Origin of the sequence: Bacteroides sp. GD17, assembly GCF_038448625.1 — a bacterium.
Lineage (GTDB): Bacteria > Bacteroidota > Bacteroidia > Bacteroidales > Bacteroidaceae > Bacteroides.
In genome coordinates, this window is the sequence record NZ_JBCEZS010000004.1 from 68222 (window position 1) to 88055 (window position 19834).

Here is a 19834-nt window from a genome sequence, read left to right on the forward strand (position 1 = left end):
GTATGTGCCGACAAAGATACGCCTTTGTATGATAATATACAGATTTTCTCTACAAGTTTTTAGCAGTCTTTTGTTTGGACAAAGGAATAGAAACGCCCAGATAAGCATTGACATTCTTCGTATTCTTGCCAAAGAACATATAGTCCGTTCCCACAAAGAAAGAGCCCAGTTTCACCGCCAGACCCATAGTTTTACCCGCACCTTGAAGTACAGAATAGCTGGCTGCTACATTGAAATAGTTCTTCGGACGGATGCAAGCAGAGAAAGTCAGTTCGTTCAAGGTTTTCGGCTTAGCAAAACGGCCTGTATATAAGGCACCAACTACCAGCCAGTCATTCAACAAAGCATATTCGGCACCGAGCACCAATGTAGACGTCAGGCTGCGGGTACGGCTTTTGGCATCGCTTTCCTCTGTTTTCAACTGCAACATGTCGAAATTAAGAACCTCACCACTATTTACAACATCAACAAACTCCTGCAAAGACGATGGATCGAGAAGGTCATAAGTCTGATTGGAAGTAGCTCGTGCCACGCTGGTGTTGGATTTGGACCATTTAATGAAACCCAAGTCGAGGATAGAAGCCGAAAGAGTCAATTTATCCGTCAGCTTGTAGGATGCCCCCAGGTCGATGGCACCACCATACCCGGCAAAGCCAAAGCTACCAAAATCAATATCATCAATATAGCGGTCATCACCATATTCGTTTTCAGGAAGTTCCAACAGTTTAGATGAATTCTCCAAAGTGGCATCTACTTGGATGGAAGCTTTCGTCGTGATTCCCGAAGAACTGACAGAAGGAGTTTCTACATGAATTTTATCTATATTCAACTTCAGGTTACCAATACCCAGCAACATCTTGACTTTACCACCGACAGCCAGCCGGTCGTTAATATTCCGTGCAAAGCCAAGACCTATTTCTGCATAAGAGTTAATTTCAAGTTTCTCACCATTGATAGTATGATCAATGCCCAGATAATCAGTAATATTATCGCCAAACTCCCTGCTATTCATGTCATTCAGGAACTGAAACATGGTTTTAGGTATGGAAGCTCCGATATCATTGCGCACTCCTACATTGACCGACCAAAAATTGCGCCCTTTATACCAACCGGCCGACAAGATATCAGTACTCAGATTCACATTCAAATTATTGGTAGCATCCAGCCTATTCATAAAGGCATTATTCATGAAGTAATCGCTATCGTCACTATTATCTATAATGTCCATAATGTCCTGATAGCCCAAAGAACCGGAGTTGACAGTAGCATTCAACGAACCTATCACAGGCAGGTTCACATAGCCACGTCCGGGCATCAGAGCCGGATTAAGTTGCATACGCTGGCTACTCCCTTCCATAAAATAGGAAGTACGCAAAAACTGGGCTTGTCCGGAAAGGGAGATACAAAGAAGCAGTGCGACAGACAGCCATACTTTCAGAGAGCTCAAATTTCTCATAACCTTGTCAGAATTTTGCCTATGGTTCCTTCGTTCGGCATAAAGGATAAAGAATAGAGCAGGAACCGGAGGAAAGACTATCCCCAACGCCCATTCATACTTATTACCCGCAAAAATATAAAATAAGTTAAGACCACGCAAACGGACTACCCTAAAAATTATACTAAAAAGTCCCGGATAAAGACTATCCGGGACAAATTAAGGATCAAATAAAAAATTCCTTTTAAGATCTCATTAAATATCTATGCTATCACTTCTCTTTCTTTATCGTTGAAACAGCAGGCGAGCTCAGCATTTCCTTATATTTCGGCTGGTCTCCCAACACTTTCACTGCTTCTTTCAAATCATCATCGTCCTTCAACTGCTGGATAATACTTCCGCGCTGGTAGTAGTAACGCTTGATGATTTCTACTGCAATCATGTTCTTGATATCTTTAGAGAAATGATCCAAGTCACGGTCCAGATTATGCGACAGTTTCTTTTCCAGAGCTTTAAACTCTTCGGATGAGTCCGCCAGATAACCTTCAAATTCAGCCATTTCCTTCAGGTTCTTCAATATCTTCTCCGTCTGCTGGTCGTACTTGAAGTCCGCCTTCTTCACCATCGCCTTGAAATCGGCGTAATCGGCATCTGTCACTTCAAACTGTTCGGGCGAAGGAATAGTAGGATGCTTCAGGCAATAATCGGTTGCATAATTAAAGATCAGATTGTCGTTGACAAGATAGTAAAGGATGTTCGGTAACTTGTCCTGCTTCACGCTGATGTCCGGAGTAACACCGCCACCATCACGCACTTCGCGGCCTGCTGCGGTGTGAAATACGTTTGTCAGACTGTCCGGGATGCGTTTTACGTTCCCATCCTCATTCCGGTGTTCGTAGTCAATGGCTTGTACACAACGTCCGCTGGGGATGTAGTATTTGGAAGTAGTCAGCTTCATGGTTCCTCCGTAAGGCAACGGGCGGGTAGTCTGCACCAATCCTTTGCCGAAAGTACGGCTGCCGACAATTACCGCGCGGTCAAGGTCTTGCAAGGAGCCTGCCAGAATTTCGGAAGAAGAAGCTGTTCCACCGTTTACCAAAACTGCCAAAGGAATCTCCAGATCCAACGGCTCGCGCAGAGTCTTATAGGTATTGCTGGCTTGTTGAATCTTACCTTTCGTCGTCACAAGCGTCTTGCCGCGGGGCAGGAAGAAGTTAGCAATCTCAATCGACTCTTCCAGCAGACCGCCGCCATTGTTACGCAAATCAATCACCAGCGAAGTAATTCCTTTCTTCTTCAAATCCAGAAAAGCTTGTTTGAACTCTTTGGAAGGATTTCCGGAGAAGGTACTCAGGTTGATATAACCTACATTATCGTCCAGCACCGCATAGTAAGGAATAAACGGCAACTGGATGGAACGGCGCACAATATCGAATTCCAGCGGTTTTTCCGTACCGGGACGTTGTACCTTCAGCTTGAAGCTCGTTCCCACCTGGCCGCGAAGCAACTTGCTCACATCCGTGTTTCCAAGAAGATCCTTGCCGTCAATCTCCAACAAAATATCCCCCGCCTTCAATCCTACGTTGGCAGCAGGCATATTCTCATACGGCTCGGCAATAACAGTACGTTTCAACTTCGGGTCATATCTGATAATAGAACCGATGCCACCATACGAATTCTTCAGCATCTGTTCCAATTCAGCCTGATCGTCTTCAGGGAAATACTCTGTATAGGGGTCCAGCGAATAGAGCATGGCATCGATACCTTCCCGAATCGTCTTATTGGGATCAATCGTATCCACATAAAACATATCCAGCTCTTTCACAATAGAATTGAATATATCCAAATTCTTGGCTATCTGAAAACTACGGCTGTCGCCACTCTTAAAACTCAGAAAACAGACAGCTCCTGCCACAACCAGCAAAGCAGCTATCCAGCGTATCTTAAAAAGTCGTCTCATATCATTCAATTAACATTATTTCTTCCTTTATCTTTTCCCATTGCGCCGCCGGAAGCTCCGTCCCTACCACCTGTATCACATCTCCGGCAAGGATTGAACCTATCTTGGCGCACTTCTCCAATGAATAACCACACGTCAGCCCGTACAAGAACCCGGCAGCAAAGAAATCTCCCGCCCCCGTGGTATCCACCACCTTCTCAACGGGAACTGCCTCCACCCGCACTTCCTCCGTACCTTTACGGATTAAGGAGCCGCGTGAGCCTATCTTCACAATAGCAATGCTACACATCTTGGCAATAACGTCCAGCGCCTCTTCCGGTTCCTTACCTGTGAAAGCTTTGGCTTCCTCTTCGTTGGCAAAAACAATATCCACATATTTATTGATCAACAAGGAGAAAAAGTCATGGTCTCCCTCTACGATGTTGTAACTTGCCATATCCAGGCACACCTGTAATCCGGCCTCCTTGGCCAGCTCTATGGCACGAAGAATCATATCATGGTCCTGCACCAGGTAGCCTTCAATAAACAAGTAAGCATAGCCTTTAAACATTTCCAGCGAGAGGTCTTCGGCCTTCAACGTAGAAGCTGCTCCCAGATAAGTGCCGAATGTACGCTCTCCGTCGGGAGAAATAAAAGTGGAGGCTACACCCGACGGCAATGTTGTGGAAAGCAACAAATTTGCTTCCGTGCCACGTTCCAGCAGACTGTTCCGGAAAAAGTTCCCATAAAAGTCGTTACTGACCTTTCCGATGAATCCTGTCCCCGCTCCGAGGCATGCCATGCCCCGAATGGCGTTTCCGGCAGAACCACCGGTGGCCAGATGCGTCTTCATCTGACTGAAACATTCGTTGATTTTCTGCAGTTTATCCTCATCAATGAGAGTCATACTTCCCTTCGGAAGTTGCATCTCCGTTAAAATCTCATCACTCTTTATGATTGCCAGCACATCGACCAAAGCGTTGCCCAATCCAATTATTTTGTCCATCTTTGATATTTTTTTTGCAAAGATATTGCATATTTCAAAATATCCTATTACTTTTGCACCGCATTTGAGAAAAAACAACATTCTTCCTTAGCTCAGTCGGTTAGAGCATCTGACTGTTAATCAGAGGGTCCTTGGTTCAAGTCCAAGAGGAAGAGCGAAAGAGAGACTTAAATGCATATTCTTCCTTAGCTCAGTCGGTTAGAGCATCTGACTGTTAATCAGAGGGTCCTTGGTTCAAGTCCAAGAGGAAGAGCAAAAAGGTTCGTCATTATGGCGAACCTTTTTTGTTTTCTCCCGAGGGATGCTTCTCGTTCACGAATCCGCCATCGCCAATGTCAGCACACTGATGCGTATTCCCTCTACCTCCTTAAGGGCATCAGCGCAAGCTGTGGTAGTAGCACCGGTAGTCAGCACATCATCTACGATCAGAATATGTTTTCCTGCAAAGCGCTCGGGCCGACGCAGACAAAAGATGCCATCTACATTCTCCCAACGCTCATAAGCAGATTTGCGCGTTTGCGTTTCCGTATGCTTCTTGCGGGAAATGGAAGAGACATCAAGAGGAATGCCCGTTACATCGGAAACACCGCGGGCAATGCATTCGCTCTGATTATAACCGCGCAGCTTCTGCTTGCGCGGATGCAAAGGCACAGGTACAATCACGTCTACTTCACGAAAGAAGTCCGTATCGGCCAGTTCTGCCGCCATAAAGCGCCCCATGATCTCCCCCAAGTCCTTCCTGCCGCCATACTTCAACTGATGGAGGATGCGACGAAAATCGCTCCCTTTATGATAGAAGAAATAAGAAGTAGCCCGTTCCAGAGGCATCTTCCCCCAAAACATACGCTCTACGGGATTATCTTTATGAGTATGGTAATTTGTCCGGGGCATATCCATATTGCACTTCATACAGATACCCTCTTCACCTTCCTGCAGAGAAGCCCCGCACACAGCACACTGACGCGGGAAGAACAGGTGAACAAAAGAAAAGAACCAGGTTTTAAGTGTGTTTTCCATAACAATATCATTTATCAGAACGGTGGAACCTCCTGCACAAGCTGCAAAAACAACGGATGCAGCGCTCCGTTGGTGGCTATGATATGATGTCCTTCTATAAAGTTCTCGTTTCCGTAAAAGTCGGTCACTTTGCCACCAGCTTCCAGTACCATAAGTGCAGCAGCAGAGAAATCCCACTTGCCGATGAAAGCTTCCAGCCAGGCATCAAATCGTCCGGCAGCCACGTAGCAAAGGGCAAGCGCTGCCGAACCATTCATGCGGATACCCGCTACTTTTCCATACAGTTCGTGTATCAGATGTTCTCCGGTACGGGCATATTGCTCAAAGTTATAGGGTAATTCAGTTACAACAAAAGCATCTTCGGCACATTGCACAGAGGAGACATGCATGGGTTCACCGTTTACATAAGCCCCTCCGCCTTGCCAGGCATAAAAACACTCGTCGCGGCACGGCTCGTAGACTACGCCCACTAGCAGGGATTGCTTGTTGCGGAGAGCAATGCTGACACAATAGGGTGGATTGTCATGGATATAATTCGTTGTACCGTCCAGCGGGTCCACTACCCAGCAATAAGGTTCATCCTGATAAACAGCAGAGCCTTCTTCTGTAATGAACCCAGCTTCGGGAAGAAGCGCCTTGAGAGCGGCAACAATCTTTTTCTCCGACTCCTTGTCTACATAAGAAACATAATCGTGTGCATGCTTCTTCTGCACTGCTTCCTGACGGAAACTCTTCCGTTCTTCTTTCAAAAAATGCCCGGCCTCGCGGGCTATACGGCAGACTGACTCTGTCAACGTTTTCAAATCTTCCATCTTCTTATATTATTGGGCGGCTTTATTTTCCACCCTGCCTACAAAGGTAAAAACAAATCGTCAAATAAAACAGATTCAACTACTTGTTTTAATTGGCGATAACTTTTTTATATAACCAAGTTAATCAACAAAAGTCTATCTTTGCCATTAGTTACAAAACTAGAAAGGAGATACAATTATGCTGAAGAAATTAATAGCCATCAACCTCGAAAACAACGATAGCCAGGAACTCGACCTGACTGCTGCCGCCCATAGCCATGTCATAGAATTTATGGAGAAAGCCCCGGGAGGTACACTGCTTGTTTTCCTTCCCGAAGCCGCAACCGAAAAAGCCATCGTCATGTGTCCGGGAGGAGGATTCCGACAAGTAAACATGCAACACGAAGGTTACGATTATGCAGAATGGTTTGATGCACAAAGTATTACATATTCCGTTCTGAAATACCGTTTGCCCGAAGGCAACAAACATACTCCGGCAGAAGACATAACCCGCGCCATCCGTCTTCTGCGCCAAGGCGAAACAGGAAGAGCGTTCAAGCAGGTAGGAAGCCTCGGTGCTTCCATTGGCGGATATATGGCTGCATATGCAGGCATTTCAGGCCTTGCAGACTTTCAAGTGCTACTCTATCCGGTCATCAGCATGGAAAAAGCCTGGACGCATCTGCCTTCCCGCGAACGGATGTTCGGTAAAGAATTGACCACAACAGAAGAACATGCCTATTCTTTACAATACCAAGTCAGCAGCGATACAACCCCTGCTTTCATCGCAGTGTCTGCTGACGATCCTGCCGTCAATCCGATGAACAGCCTCATCTACGGAGAAGCGTTATTGAAAAACAGTATTCCGTTTTCCCTGCATGTCTACCCCAATGGCGGACATAGCTTCGGATTCAAAGACAGTTTCCCTTATAAGAGGAATTATCTGGAAGAATTGGAGCGATGGTTGGCTACCATTCGTTAGACAGATACCCAACGAAAAGAAGATATTAAGAAAGGCATATCTCCTCGCATCTCACCATATCCCACCCACGGAACTGTAGGAGTAAACAATGAAGGGTTGTTCCTTCTGCCAGTCGTCGGGCTATTTTATCCTTACTGTATTGCAGGAGTTGTCGGCGCCCTTCCTCGGCTTGCACTTCCAGTTCTGCATCAGTGGCTGTACGTGCGGTGTATTTCAGTTCCAGGATATAACTGTGGTTTATATCCGGATAGCGCTGCTTGTCGGGCAAGAGGAAGAAGTCGCAATAACCGTAGTTCATTTCCAGTTCCGGCTCCATCAGGTAGTAGGAAGCAAGTGCAAGATAGGCTTTGAGGAAGCCTTGCAGGTTTCTTTCACCTTCCATGGCATCGCGCACGGAAGAATTTTCGCGATAGGCACGGGCAATGGCTTCAAAGAAAGGCTGCCAATGGCCATCGTAAGCAAAATCATCTATCAAATCTTTCAGATGAGAAAGATCAATTCTATGACTTTGCTGGTAATAATCACGAAGAAAACCAAAATATTGCTCGCGCACGCTATTATTAGGGATACACATCTTTAGACGATCTCCACGAGTACCGCATATTGTAAGTAGCCCGTAGTAATAGAGCAGACTACGGAAATTATCAATATCCACACCCGCTCTGCCGGAAATGAAGTATGAAGATTGACCAGAATCTCGCCTTTTGCAGCAATCTCTTCAATAGTACTCATACGGCTTCCTTCGTGCGCGCTGTCATGATCAATGCGCGCCAGCATTTTCAGTTTGCTGTAATCGGTACGGATGTTCTTGTCGACCATTTCTGTGGGAGCGCGATGAAAATCCAATTGGTTGCGCAAGTAGTATAAAGTCATGTCGCAGTTAAATACCCGGTCGTCATCCAGGCTCATCCGGGCAAAGCAGTAATTATCATACCAAGGCTTCATTTCTGTTATCATAGCCTCAATATCGCCTTGCAACAGATCGTTCTTCTGATAATAAAGCAACATCTCACGTACTTCCGATTCACTGAACCCCATCATTGCATTAAACCTCTCATCAGTCGAGATATTCCAATCGATATTATACCCACTGGATAAATCATCCAGCGTAACAGGGCTGACTCCCATCATGAAAATACGATCGAACATTCCCTTAAATTGCTTGAAATATTCCCGGTAGAAACCACTGGCATGGGTCAAATCACGAAACATCTTCTGTCCATGCTCGCTCAGTATAACATTTGTAAAATTATCGTATTCATCTACAATAAGATACAACGGATTGCCTTTTTCACGGGCTTTCACTTCGATATACGAGAGTTTAGCCTTGGCACTTTCGATACTGTTGATAGTAGCCTCGAAATCAGAATCGTAGTAGGGAGCATATTCGTGGGCGAACTGATTGATGATGATACTACAATAATCATTGAAACTGGTCATCAGATCGGTGCCCAACAGTGAATTACCCGCTTTGGAAAAGTCGAAATAAAGAACCTGAAAGCGGTTACGTTGGTCGGTCGGATGACTGCCGATCCATAAATCACCAAAATATTTTTCGAAATTATCTCGCTGCAATATATCGTAGTAAGTACGCATCATGCTCAGGAACAGACTCTTTCCGAAACGTCTCGGCCGGACCAGGGAAAGATAGCTGGGCATATTCTCAATCAGCGGCAGATACATGGTCTTGTCCACGAAATAGAAGTTTTCATTTCTCATCCGGTTGAAATCTGATATTCCGTATGGTATTCCTTTTATTTGATTCATATTGCAGACGTTTATCATTAATATAGGCAAAGTTAGTCTATTCTGTGAAATAAACCAACGGTTTAAAGGGGTATTAGTCTTTATACTCGTTTAGCAGATCGAACACTCGCCTCGCTATCCACGCACAAGCCTCCGCATCCGCCAATGCGTGGTGATGCTGTTCCAACCGGTAGCCACAGCAAGCGGCCACCGTATGCAGCTGATAATTGGGCAATCCCTTGATGACACGCCGCGATTCCTTCAAAGTACAGTAAAACTCATAATCAGGATAATCCATACTGTAAGTTCTGAATACCGCCTTCAGACAACTTTCATCAAAAGGCTTGTTATGGGCTACCAAAGGCAAGCCTTCAATGCGCGGAGCAATTTCCTGCCACACAGCAGGGAAAATAGGTGCACATTCCGTATCTGCCATAGTCAGGCCATGCACACGGGTATTCCAGTAGGTATAATATTCCGGTTCGGGACGAATCAGGCTGTAGTAATTATCCACAATCTCCCCATCCCGCACAATGACTACCCCTACGCTGCACACACTGCAACGCTGTTCGTTGGCAGTCTCAAAGTCAATGGCTGCAAAATCTTTCATCCGATATCGTTTTATCCTTCCAAAGATAGAAAGAAAAAACATATCTTTGCACCGGACAAAGACAAAAATCATGGAACATCCTCTTTCACAATTCAAATATTGCCCGAAATGCGGTTCTTCCCATTTCGAAATTCACAACGGCAAGTCCAAGCAATGTGCCGACTGCGGCTTCGTCTATTATTTCAACCCTTCCTCGGCCACAGTAGCCCTGATTCTGAACAAACAGAATGAATTGCTGGTATGCCGCCGCGCCAAAGAACCCGCCAAAGGGACGCTCGACCTTCCCGGTGGTTTCATCGACATGGCAGAAACGGGCGAAGAAGGCGTCATCCGCGAAGTAAAAGAAGAAACCGGCATGGTGGTGGAGCAAGCAGATTACCTGTTCTCGCTTCCCAACATCTACATCTACTCCGGCTTTCCCGTACATACACTGGACATGTTTTTCCGCTGCACGGTAGCAGACACCCAGCATTTCAAGGCAATGGACGATGCTGCAGACGCGTTCTTCCTTCCACTGAAAGATATCCGTACAGAAGACTTCGGCTTGGGTTCCATTCGCAAAGGACTGGAGATATTCCTAAAAAAGCCAAACGATTGTAACATATCCGAGTGAAAACTCGTATTTTTGTAAAAACACCTATTCTTAAGAAGATGAAACATAGAATCTCCCGAATATTATGCACGGCACTTTGCTGCGCACCATTGCTCGCTGCAGCGCAAACAAGCGAGAAAAGCACCTCCCCCCAACGGCTCTTCCAAGAAGGGAAAAGCCTGTTCCAGCAGAAAGCGTATTCCGCCGCCATCTCTCCGTTGCAGGCCTATGTCCGCCAAATGAATGCCGACGGCAAACCATTGCCCGATACCGGTGAACGACAGGAAGCCGAATATATGCTGGTCAGTGCCGCATACGAACTCAGAGATCCCCAAAGTGTAGACCTGCTGCGGGCTTTTCTGGACGAATACCCCGACACTCCCCATGCCAACCGCATCTATGCGCTTATCGCATCTACCTATTTCTTCGAAGAGAAATACGACGAAGCACTCGCCATGTTCAACTCCGCCCGCCTCGACCTGCTGGGTTCCGAGGAGCGCGACGACATGACCTACCGCCTGGCAACCTGCTACCTGAAAACCGGAAACGTAAAGGAAGCCGCCATCTGGTTCGAAACCCTGCGCAGCACGAGCAAGAAATATGCAGCGGACTGCGATTACTATATCTCCTACATCCGATATGCCCAAGGACGGTATGACGAAGCCCTCAGCGGTTTCCTTCCCTTGCAGGACAATGCCAAATACAAGGACTTAGTCCCCTATTACATCGCCGAGATCTACTTACTGAAAAAGCAGTACGACAAAGCAGAAATTGTGGCGCAAAATGCTCTGTCAGCTCATCCCGACGGTCTGAGCTACATACACACGGCTGAAATGAACCGCATCCTCGGTACGGCAGAATACCATTTCGGGAAATACCACGAAGCGATAAAATCCTTCGAGCAATATTTGGAACACAATTCTGAACCTACCCATAGAAGAGACGCCCTCTACATGCTGGGTATGTCCTGCTACCAATGCGGCGTATATTCCCAAGTACCCACCATCCTCGGCAGGGTAACCACCGGTAACGATGCCCTTTCCCAGAACGCCTACCTGCACATGGGTCTGGCTTACCTGCAACTGGCCGATAAGACCAAGGCACGCATGGCTTTCGAACAAGCCGCCGCATCCAATGCCGATCTGAAAATAAAAGAGCAAGCCGCTTATAACTACGCGCTCTGCATCCACGAAACCTCCTACTCCGCTTTCGGCGAGTCGGTAACCGTTTTCGAGAAGTTCCTGAACGAGTTCCCCAATTCCCCATACGCCGATAAAGTAAGCAACTATCTGGTGGAGGTTTACATGAATACACGCAGCTACGATGCCGCCCTCAAATCCATCGAACGCATCGCGCACCCCAGTCGTGCCATCCTGGAAGCCAAACAAAAGATATTGTTCCAGCTCGGCACACAGTCCTTTGCCAACACCCAATTCGAACAAGCCATCGGCTACTTCAACCAAAGCATCGCGCTGGGACAATACAACCTGCAAACCAAAGCAGACGCCCTCTACTGGCTCGGCGAATCTTACTACCGCATGGGCCGCATGCGTGAAGCTTCACGCAACTTCAACGAATACCTGTCCCTCACGCAACAGAGAAACACGGAGATGTTCGCCCTTGCCTATTACAACCTTGCCTACATAGCCTTCCATCAGAAAGACTATTCAACAGCAGAAAGCCGTTTCCGCAACTTTGCGCAGTTGGAGAAAGGCGAGAACCCCACCGCACTGGCCGATGCTTACAACCGCATCGGCGACTGCAACCTGCACGTCCGCCGCTTCGATGAAGCCAAACAGTACTACACCAAGGCAGAAAACCTGGGAACACCCGCCGGAGATTACTCTTACTACCAGTTGGCTTTGGTAGCCGGTCTTCAAAAAGACTATTCCGGCAAGGTGGCTTTGCTGGACCGCCTGTCCGCCAAGTACCCCAATTCTCCTTATGCCGTCAACGCCCTTTACGAAAAAGGACGCTCCTACGTACAGAGCAACAACAGCAACCAGGCCATCGCCACCTTCCGCGAGTTGCTGAACAAATACCCCGAAAGCCCCGTCAGCCGTAAAGCAGCTGCCGAAATCGGTCTGCTCTATTATCAGAACGACGATTTCGACCGTGCCATCGAAGCCTACAAGCATGTTGTCACCAAGTATCCGGGCAGTGCGGAAGCCCGCCTCGCCATGCGCGACCTAAAGTCCATCTATGTAGACGCCAACCGCGTAGAAGAGTTTGCCGCCCTTGCCGCACAGATGCCGGGAGAAATCCGCTTCGAACCCAACGAACAAGACTCCCTGACCTACATCGCCGCCGAAAAGGTATATATGAAGGGCGAAGCCATCCCTGCCAAAGCCAGCTTCACCCGCTACTTGCAGAGCTTCCCCAACGGCGCTTTCAGCCTGAATGCCCATTACTACCTCAGCGTCATCGGCAAGGATCAGAAGGACGAAGAAGCCGTACTGGAACATGCCGGCAAACTGCTGGAATATCCCGACAACCCGTATTCGGAAGAAGCCCTGCTGATGCACGGAGAAATCCTCTTCAACCGCCGTCAGTACGACCAGGCACTTGCCGACTACAAGCAATTGCAAGCCAAAGCCACCACTGCAGAACGTCGCCAACTCGGCGCTATCGGCGTGCTTCGCTGTGCCGCACTGATGCACGATGATACAGAAGTAATAAATGCTGCTACCACCCTGCTGGCCGAAGCCAAGCTGTCTCCCGAACTCCGCAGCGAAGCCTTGTACTACCGCGCCAAAGCCTACCTGAATGAGAAAGCAGACAAGAAGGCGATGGACGACCTCCAACTCTTGGCCAAAGACACCCGTACCCTCTACGGTGCAGAAGCCAAATACCTCGTGGCACAGCAATGGTACAACGCCGGCAACTACGCCGCTGCCGAAAAAGAGATACTCAACTTCATCGACCAAAGCACGCCGCACGCCTACTGGCTGGCACGCAGTTTCATCCTTTTGTCGGACGTATACGTAGCCATGAACAAGAACCTTGATGCACGCCAATACCTGCTGAGCCTGCAACAGAATTACCATGCCGATGATGACATCGAAGGAATGATAAACGAACGGCTGGAAAAGCTGAAAGGAGAGCAGGGGGAGTAGTTAGTAGATAGTAGTTAGTAGAAAGTAGAACAGAGTAATATGAAAAAGATACAATATATCCTCGGAGGAATGGCACTGATAGCCTTCCCTATAGCCGCCCAGGCACAGACGCAGGTCAAAGACACCACCGTGAACCGTACAGTGGTCGTAGAGCAAGAATACAACCCGGACATCATGGATGCCTCGAAAGTAAACGTACTGCCCAAAGTAGAACCTCCTACCGTCAGTAAGAAGGAGGTGGAATATGATGCTACGCTCGCACCTGCCGCCGCAATTCCTGCAACCACCATGCAGGCCTACACCGGAATAGAAACGCAGGCCAAAGCCCTGCCGGGCTACGTCCGCCTGGGATATGGCAACTATGGCAACCTCGATGCCCGCGCCAACTACCTCTTCACAATGTCAGCCCGAGACCGCCTCAACCTGACACTCCACATGAACGGTATGGACGGCAAACTGGAGATGCCCGAAGACGGCAGCGACTGGAACTCATACTACTATCGCACCCATGCCGGCATGGACTATGTACACGCCTTCAACAAAGTAGACCTGAACGTAGCCGGCAACTTCGACCTGAGCAACTTCAACTTCCGGCCGGATTACCAGAACAGCAAGCAGAAGTTCACCTCCGGCGGCATGCATTTCGGTGTAAAGTCTACCAGTGACGACCTGCCGCTCCAATTCCGCGCAGAAACCAACCTGCTGTTCTATGAGCGCCAGCACGATATATCTTTAACCGATACCAAAGAAGGCATCGTACGTACCAAAGCCGATGTTTCCGGCTCCATCTCCGACGAGCAGTCCATCGGACTGGCACTCGGCATGGACAATGTATTCTACAATGGCGACTGGTTCGAGAACTACACTGCCCTGAACCTGAATCCATACTACCTCTTCCGCAACGATGACTGGAAAATCCGTCTCGGCGCACATGTCGACCTGGCTTTCGGCTTCGGCAAGGAGTTCCGCGTTGCCCCGGACGTAATGGCCGAATATACCTTCTCCGACAGTTACACCCTCTATGCCCAAGCCAAAGGAGGAAAGTTGCAGAACGACTTCCGCCGCCTCGAAATCGTCAATCCTTACGGGCAAATGATGCAGCAGACAGATGCCACTTACGAACAGCTGAATGCCGCCCTCGGCTTCAAGGCAAGTCCTGCTCCCGGTGTGTGGTTCAACATCTACGGAGGGTATCAGGACCTGAAGAACGATCTGCTTCAAGCCCCTATCCTTTATATGCAGAACACCCATAACATCTATGCCGGTGCCGAAGTGAGCTACTCCTACAAAGACCTTATTTCTTTCTCCGCTTCCGGCGTCTATCGCGACTGGCAGGTATCCGGTGAGGAGACAAGCAAACAGCTGCTCGCCTACAAGCCCGCCCTCGAAGCCAACCTCCGCATGGATCTTCGCCCCATTCCTTCCGTTCTTGTCAGCCTCGGTTACCAGAACATTTCCCGCATGAAGGTGGAAGGCGAGAAGGAAGATCCCGTCAGCAACCTCTACCTGGGGGGAAGCTACAATATTTTCGAGGGTATCTCGATATACGTGCGTGCAAATAATTTATTGAACAAAGATTATCAGTACTACTGGGGATTTCCCGCCAAAGGTATCAACTTTGTAGGAGGAGTAAGTTTCCAATTCTAAGCGAATCATAACAAGCCGGAGCAACTAATTTAACCAAAAAAGGTCATTTTTGCTAAATTCTCCTTATATTATAAGGTGGAAAGAATCTTTTTTTTCTACTTTTGCGGGCGAATTGAGTGGCGGGAGTCACTATAAAACAGAAATTTATGCAGAAAAACCTTGTCATTGTCGAGTCTCCGGCAAAAGCAAAAACCATTGAGAAATTCCTTGGGAAGGATTTCAAAGTCCTGTCCAGCTACGGGCACATACGTGACTTGAAGAAAAAAGAGTTCAGCATCGACGTAGATAAGAATTTCCAACCACACTACGAGATACCGGCAGATAAAAAGAAAATCGTAACCCAGTTGAAGGAAGAAGCCGACCAGGCAGAAACCGTATGGCTGGCTTCCGATGAGGATCGCGAAGGAGAGGCCATCGCCTGGCACTTGTACGAGGTACTGAAACTGAAACCGGAGCACACCAAGCGCATCGTATTCCATGAAATCACCAAAGGTGCTATATTGAGAGCCATTGAGCAACCCCGCGACATCGATATCAATCTGGTCGACGCCCAGCAGGCACGACGCATCCTGGACCGCATCGTAGGTTTCGAACTTTCACCGGTATTGTGGAAGAAGGTAAAACCCGCCCTCTCTGCCGGACGCGTGCAGTCCGTTGCCGTCCGCCTCATCGTGGAGCGCGAACGTGAGATACATGCATTCCAGACCGAGGCTTCCTACCGCGTCACCGCCGTATTCCTCGTACCGGATGCCGACGGCAAGACAGTGGAAATGAAAGCCGAATTGCCGCACCGCCTCAAGACGAAAGCAGAAGCCCGGAAATTCCTGGAAAGCTGCAAGTCCGCCACATTCACCATCAGCGACATCAACACCCGTCCGCTGAAGAAAGGCCCTGCCGCTCCATTCACCACCTCTACCTTGCAGCAGGAAGCTGCTCGCAAGCTGGGCTTTACGGTAGCTCAAACCATGATGGTGGCGCAACGTCTGTACGAATCGGGATTAATCACCTACATGCGTACCGACTCCGTCAACCTCTCTGAATTTGCCGTAAACAGCAGCAAAGAAGCCATCACTAACATGATGGGCGAACGCTACGTATATCCGCGCCACTTTGCTACCAAAACCAAAGGAGCACAGGAAGCCCACGAAGCCATCCGCCCCACCTATATGGAGAACGCCAAGATAGAAGGCAGTCCGCAGGAACGCAAACTGTACGACCTCATCTGGAAGCGCACCATCGCCTCGCAGATGGCAGACGCCGAACTGGAAAAGACAACGGTAACCATCAGCATCAGCAACGAATCCGAGACCTTCACGGCTACCGGAGAAGTAGTGAAGTTCGACGGTTTCCTCCGCGTCTACCGTGAGTCCTACGACGATGATGCCGAAGCACAGGAAGACGAAGCCCACCTGCTTCCTCCGGTGAAGAAAGGCCAAATACTGCAACACGAAGATATCACCGCCACCGAACGCTTCACGCAACACCCGGCCCGCTATACCGAAGCAAGCCTGGTGCGCAAGCTGGAAGAGCTCGGCATAGGCCGTCCGTCTACCTACGCGCCTACCATCTCCACCATCCAGCAGCGCGAATATGTGATAAAGGGCGAGAAAGAAGGCGAAGAACGCACGTACAATGTACTCAGCCTGCAGAACAGCGAGATAACAGATACAACCCGCACCGAAATCACCGGAGCGGAGAAATCGAAGCTGATGCCTACCGACACCGGTACCGTGGTCAACGACTTCCTGATAGAATACTTCCCGGATATCCTGGACTACAATTTCACCGCCAGCGTTGAAAAGCAGTTCGACGAAATTGCCGAAGGCAACGAGCAGTGGAGCTCCATCCTGGGCACCTTCTACAAGCATTTCCATCCTGCTGTAGAAAAGACGCTTGCCACCAAGAGCGCTCACAAAGCAGGCGAACGTATCCTGGGAACAGATCCCGTCAACGGCAAACAAGTATCGGTCAAGATCGGTCGTTTTGGTCCCGTGGCACAAATAGGTACTGCCGAAGATGAGGAGAAGCCGCGCTTCGCCCAATTAAGGAAAGATATGTCTATCGAAACCATTACGCTGGAAGAAGCCCTGGAATTGTTCAAACTTCCCCGCACCCTGGGCGAATACGAAGGCAAAACGGTTGTTGTCGGCGTCGGACGCTTCGGTCCTTATGTCCAGAACAACGGCATCTACGCTTCATTGCCCAAGACCCTGGACCCGATGAGCATCACGCTGGAAGAAGCCATCGAGCTTTTGTTGAAGAAGAAGGAAGCGGAAGCCCAAAGACACATCAAGCAATTTGCCGAGGAGCCCGAACTGGAAATCCTGAACGGTCGCTATGGCCCGTACATCGCTTACAAAGGCAGCAATTACAAGATTCCCAAAGACATCGTTCCGCAAGACTTAAGTCTGCAAGCTTGCCTGGAGATTGTAAAACTGCAAAGCGACAAGGAAAGTAAACCGAAAAGAGCAACTGCAAAGGCCAAAACAACCAAGGCAACAAAAAGCAGTAAGACTGCTGCGGCTAAGAAGAAGTAAAATAACAGTATATGCCATAAAATCCTCGTTTATCGGGCAAGCATCCGATAAACGGGGATTTTTTGTTTCTTCTACCCCACTTACCCTGACTAAAGAGCATTTTAGCCCTATAAACAGCCGATATTTAGTTCATTTGACCAAAACAAATATGCTTCATATCCACTTTTCTAAAATTTATTATATATTTGTATTAAGAACAAGAGCAAGCAAACAAACAATTATAAATAAGGTATTTATGAACAAATCTTTCTTTACTAAATGTGCGTTCATCTTTTTATCTTCTGTATTCGCACTCAGTAGTTGTACAGAAAAAGATGTCTACCAAGGTGAAGTCAAGAACAAGCCTCTGAATCCCACAGAAGCATTCGACTTCAGCCTGACAAAGGAAGTCAAGTTAAGCATTGACTATGGTTTCACCAATGACTATTACATCTTGTTCCAACTCTATGACCAGAATCCCATGATTGTGGAAGAAGACTCTTGGATAAAGAATGAGGCACTTACCCCGATTTATTCTGCTGCCACAGATACGAAAGGACAGTATTCGGGTACCATCACCATCCCGTCGAGCCTCACGGCAGTATGGCTTTACAGTGACTACCTCGGAACCGTTTCTCCGGTCGAGTTAACCGTTTCGAACGATGCAATCAACTACAAGCAGAAGGATTACATTGCTTCCTTACAGGCTAAAACCAGAGCAGTGACTCCGGGAGGTTTCACCTATCTTGACGATAACATGCTAATGCCGGGAGTAGATTGGGACCAGTACGGACTACCTTCTAATATAGAACTCGATTTGACCATGCCTCCTGCAGATATACTGTACAGCATAAATGCTGCCTACAGCAAAGCTAGAGATGATAAAATCCCCAAAAAGCATCCGGAATGGATCAATGAGAATGCAACCTCTGAGTTAAAAATAACCAAGCCTACAGAAGTAAGCCTTGTATTCATGAAAAGTGGTGCCACTTGGAACAACACAGTGGGATATTTTACCTACCCGACCAATACTGTTCCTACAGAGAGTACTATAAAGAAAATACTTGCATTTCCGAATGCATCTCCCATATCCAAAGCCACCGGAGCATTACTTTGCGGACATGAAGTGAAACTGCAATACTGGAATGAAGCAGAACAGAAATTCGAAAGTAAATTTCCTGCAGGTGTCACTTTAGGATGGTACCTGGAAGGAGATGCTTTTCGCAATGGCAATATAGTCGAACAAAGTTATGCCCGTTCTACCCGCTATTCTTACAATTCTATGAACGAAAAAGACAAGGAAGGGAATCTAGTACAACGGGTAGTAGCATTACGACATGAAAGCACTGACCAGATTGTAGCCATAGGCTTTGAGGATAATGAAGATTACGACTATTGCGATGCAACCTTCTACTTAAAAATTGCGGAGAAAGGCGCTATTGAGGGAGGAGGGGAATTACCTCCGGTAAATCCGCCCAGCAACGTCGAAAACACTGTCATACGCAAAGGAACACTGACCTACGAAGACCAATGGCCTTCAGAAGGAGACTACGATATGAATGACGTTGTGGTAGAATATAAATCAACCCTCTACCGCCAGATAGTAGGTAATAAAGTCTATAAGATAGTAGATGAGTTTACTCCTGTCCACAATGGCGGTACCTACTCTTGTGGGTTCGGGTATCAACTGCACAACATTGATCCGAGCAGAATAACAAGCATTGATATCTCGGGGCCATCAGGCAGTAGAGTAGAATCAGACCAGCCTTACCGCACCATCATCTTGTTCGATGATGTGAGAAGCGTATTGGGACAAACATTCACCGTCACCATCGAAGTGCAGGATGCGGATGAGAGCCTTGTCACTCCTCCCTACAACCCATTCCTCTTTGTCAACGACCGGAGCAGAGAAGTACACTTAGTGAATTATCCGCCCACTGAGAAGGCCGATATGGATCTCTTCAACACCCAAGATGATGTATCGAATACTGCATCAAGCATTTACTACCTTGCCCGCTATGAGGAAGAAGGAATAAACCTGATGCCATTCGGAATAAATCTGCCCAATGTCCTTGATTTCAATATACCGGCCGAGGGCGTAAGGATATACAAAACTTATCCTGATTTCATCGGATGGGTAAAGTCAAACGGAAGCAACAATAAAGACTGGTATAAGAAATAGAAAAGTTACAGCAAAACCTCCTTTTTGCATGGCTACACCCTTTCCCCCGGATGGCTACACCCTTTAGTGGTGATGGCTACACCATCCGGGGAAAAGGGTGTAGCCATGTAAAAGCTGCCTCACAGACACTCCACATCCACATCACTCGGCAACCGCCTCGCATCCTTATATACTGCAGCATTGTGATAATACTGCAGCATTGTGCACACATTTACCCCCGCCAGAATACCTTCCAGGCCCGATGTCACAAACTTT

The 19834-nt window shown here is 47.9% G+C and carries 12 protein-coding genes, 2 tRNA genes and 1 pseudogene; 8 read left to right on the forward strand and 7 right to left on the reverse strand.

Going from position 1 to position 19834, the window contains the following annotated elements; translation table 11 throughout:
• Window positions 1-49: 49 nt before the first annotated feature.
• The 3 genes from AAE250_RS07670 to AAE250_RS07680 all read right to left on the reverse strand — a co-directional run bounded on the left by AAE250_RS07670 (window position 50) and on the right by AAE250_RS07680 (window position 4380).
• Window positions 50-1456, reverse strand: a complete 1407-nt coding sequence (locus AAE250_RS07670) for a DUF5723 family protein (RefSeq protein ID WP_342288840.1) — start codon at window positions 1454-1456, stop codon at window positions 50-52.
• Window positions 1457-1706: 250 nt separating this feature from the next.
• Window positions 1707-3395: a S41 family peptidase gene (locus tag AAE250_RS07675; protein WP_342288841.1), complete on the reverse strand. Its 1689-nt coding sequence runs from the start codon at window positions 3393-3395 to the stop codon at window positions 1707-1709.
• Window position 3396: 1 nt separating this feature from the next.
• Window positions 3397-4380 carry an adenosine kinase gene (locus AAE250_RS07680; protein ID WP_342288842.1) on the reverse strand — a complete coding sequence of 328 codons (984 nt, stop codon included), beginning with the start codon at window positions 4378-4380 and terminating at the stop codon, window positions 3397-3399.
• 81 nt (window positions 4381-4461) lie between these two features.
• Between AAE250_RS07680 and AAE250_RS07685 the strand changes: the two genes are divergently transcribed.
• Both AAE250_RS07685 and AAE250_RS07690 read left to right on the forward strand, forming a co-directional pair.
• Window positions 4462-4535, forward strand: a tRNA-Asn gene (locus AAE250_RS07685).
• Between the two features lie 24 nt (window positions 4536-4559).
• Window positions 4560-4633: transfer RNA gene (locus AAE250_RS07690), tRNA-Asn, on the forward strand.
• Between the two features lie 59 nt (window positions 4634-4692).
• Here AAE250_RS07690 and AAE250_RS07695 read toward each other — a convergent pair.
• The gene (locus AAE250_RS07695; RefSeq protein WP_342288843.1) at window positions 4693-5397 is read right to left on the reverse strand and encodes a ComF family protein; all 705 of its coding nucleotides are present in this window, start codon (window positions 5395-5397) and stop codon (window positions 4693-4695) included.
• Window positions 5398-5411: 14 nt separating this feature from the next.
• The gene (locus AAE250_RS07700; RefSeq protein WP_342288844.1) at window positions 5412-6209 is read right to left on the reverse strand and encodes an inositol monophosphatase family protein; all 798 of its coding nucleotides are present in this window, start codon (window positions 6207-6209) and stop codon (window positions 5412-5414) included.
• A 178-nt stretch (window positions 6210-6387) separates the two neighbouring features.
• Here AAE250_RS07700 and AAE250_RS07705 point away from each other — a divergent pair, with 178 nt between their 5' ends.
• Window positions 6388-7170 carry an alpha/beta hydrolase gene (locus tag AAE250_RS07705; RefSeq protein WP_342288845.1) on the forward strand — a complete coding sequence of 261 codons (783 nt, stop codon included), beginning with the start codon at window positions 6388-6390 and terminating at the stop codon, window positions 7168-7170.
• 25 nt (window positions 7171-7195) lie between these two features.
• Here AAE250_RS07705 and AAE250_RS07710 read toward each other — a convergent pair.
• Together AAE250_RS07710 and AAE250_RS07715 are read right to left on the reverse strand one after the other, a co-directional pair.
• A pseudogene (locus AAE250_RS07710) lies at window positions 7196-8937 on the reverse strand (ATP-binding protein).
• A gap of 73 nt (window positions 8938-9010) precedes the next feature.
• Window positions 9011-9526 (reverse strand): 3'-5' exonuclease, encoded by a 516-nt coding sequence (locus tag AAE250_RS07715; RefSeq protein WP_342288846.1) that lies wholly within the window; start codon window positions 9524-9526, stop codon window positions 9011-9013.
• Window positions 9527-9596: 70 nt separating this feature from the next.
• Here AAE250_RS07715 and AAE250_RS07720 point away from each other — a divergent pair, with 70 nt between their 5' ends.
• The 5 genes from AAE250_RS07720 (at window position 9597) to AAE250_RS07740 (ending at window position 19579) form a co-directional block, all read left to right on the forward strand.
• Window positions 9597-10139: an NUDIX domain-containing protein gene (locus tag AAE250_RS07720; RefSeq protein ID WP_342288847.1), complete on the forward strand. Its 543-nt coding sequence runs from the start codon at window positions 9597-9599 to the stop codon at window positions 10137-10139.
• A 38-nt stretch (window positions 10140-10177) separates the two neighbouring features.
• Window positions 10178-13234 carry a tetratricopeptide repeat protein gene (locus AAE250_RS07725; RefSeq protein ID WP_342288848.1) on the forward strand — a complete coding sequence of 1019 codons (3057 nt, stop codon included), beginning with the start codon at window positions 10178-10180 and terminating at the stop codon, window positions 13232-13234.
• Window positions 13235-13273: 39 nt separating this feature from the next.
• Window positions 13274-14881, forward strand: coding sequence for a TonB-dependent receptor (locus tag AAE250_RS07730; protein WP_342288849.1), 1608 nt, complete (start codon window positions 13274-13276; stop codon window positions 14879-14881).
• Between the two features lie 146 nt (window positions 14882-15027).
• A complete protein-coding gene (gene topA, locus AAE250_RS07735; protein WP_342288850.1) occupies window positions 15028-17418 on the forward strand; it encodes a type I DNA topoisomerase in 2391 nt (796 codons plus the stop codon).
• A 235-nt stretch (window positions 17419-17653) separates the two neighbouring features.
• On the forward strand, window positions 17654-19579 hold the full coding sequence (locus tag AAE250_RS07740; RefSeq protein WP_342288851.1) for an LruC domain-containing protein: 1926 nt from the start codon (window positions 17654-17656) through the stop codon (window positions 19577-19579).
• The last annotated feature ends 255 nt before the right edge of the window (window positions 19580-19834 follow it).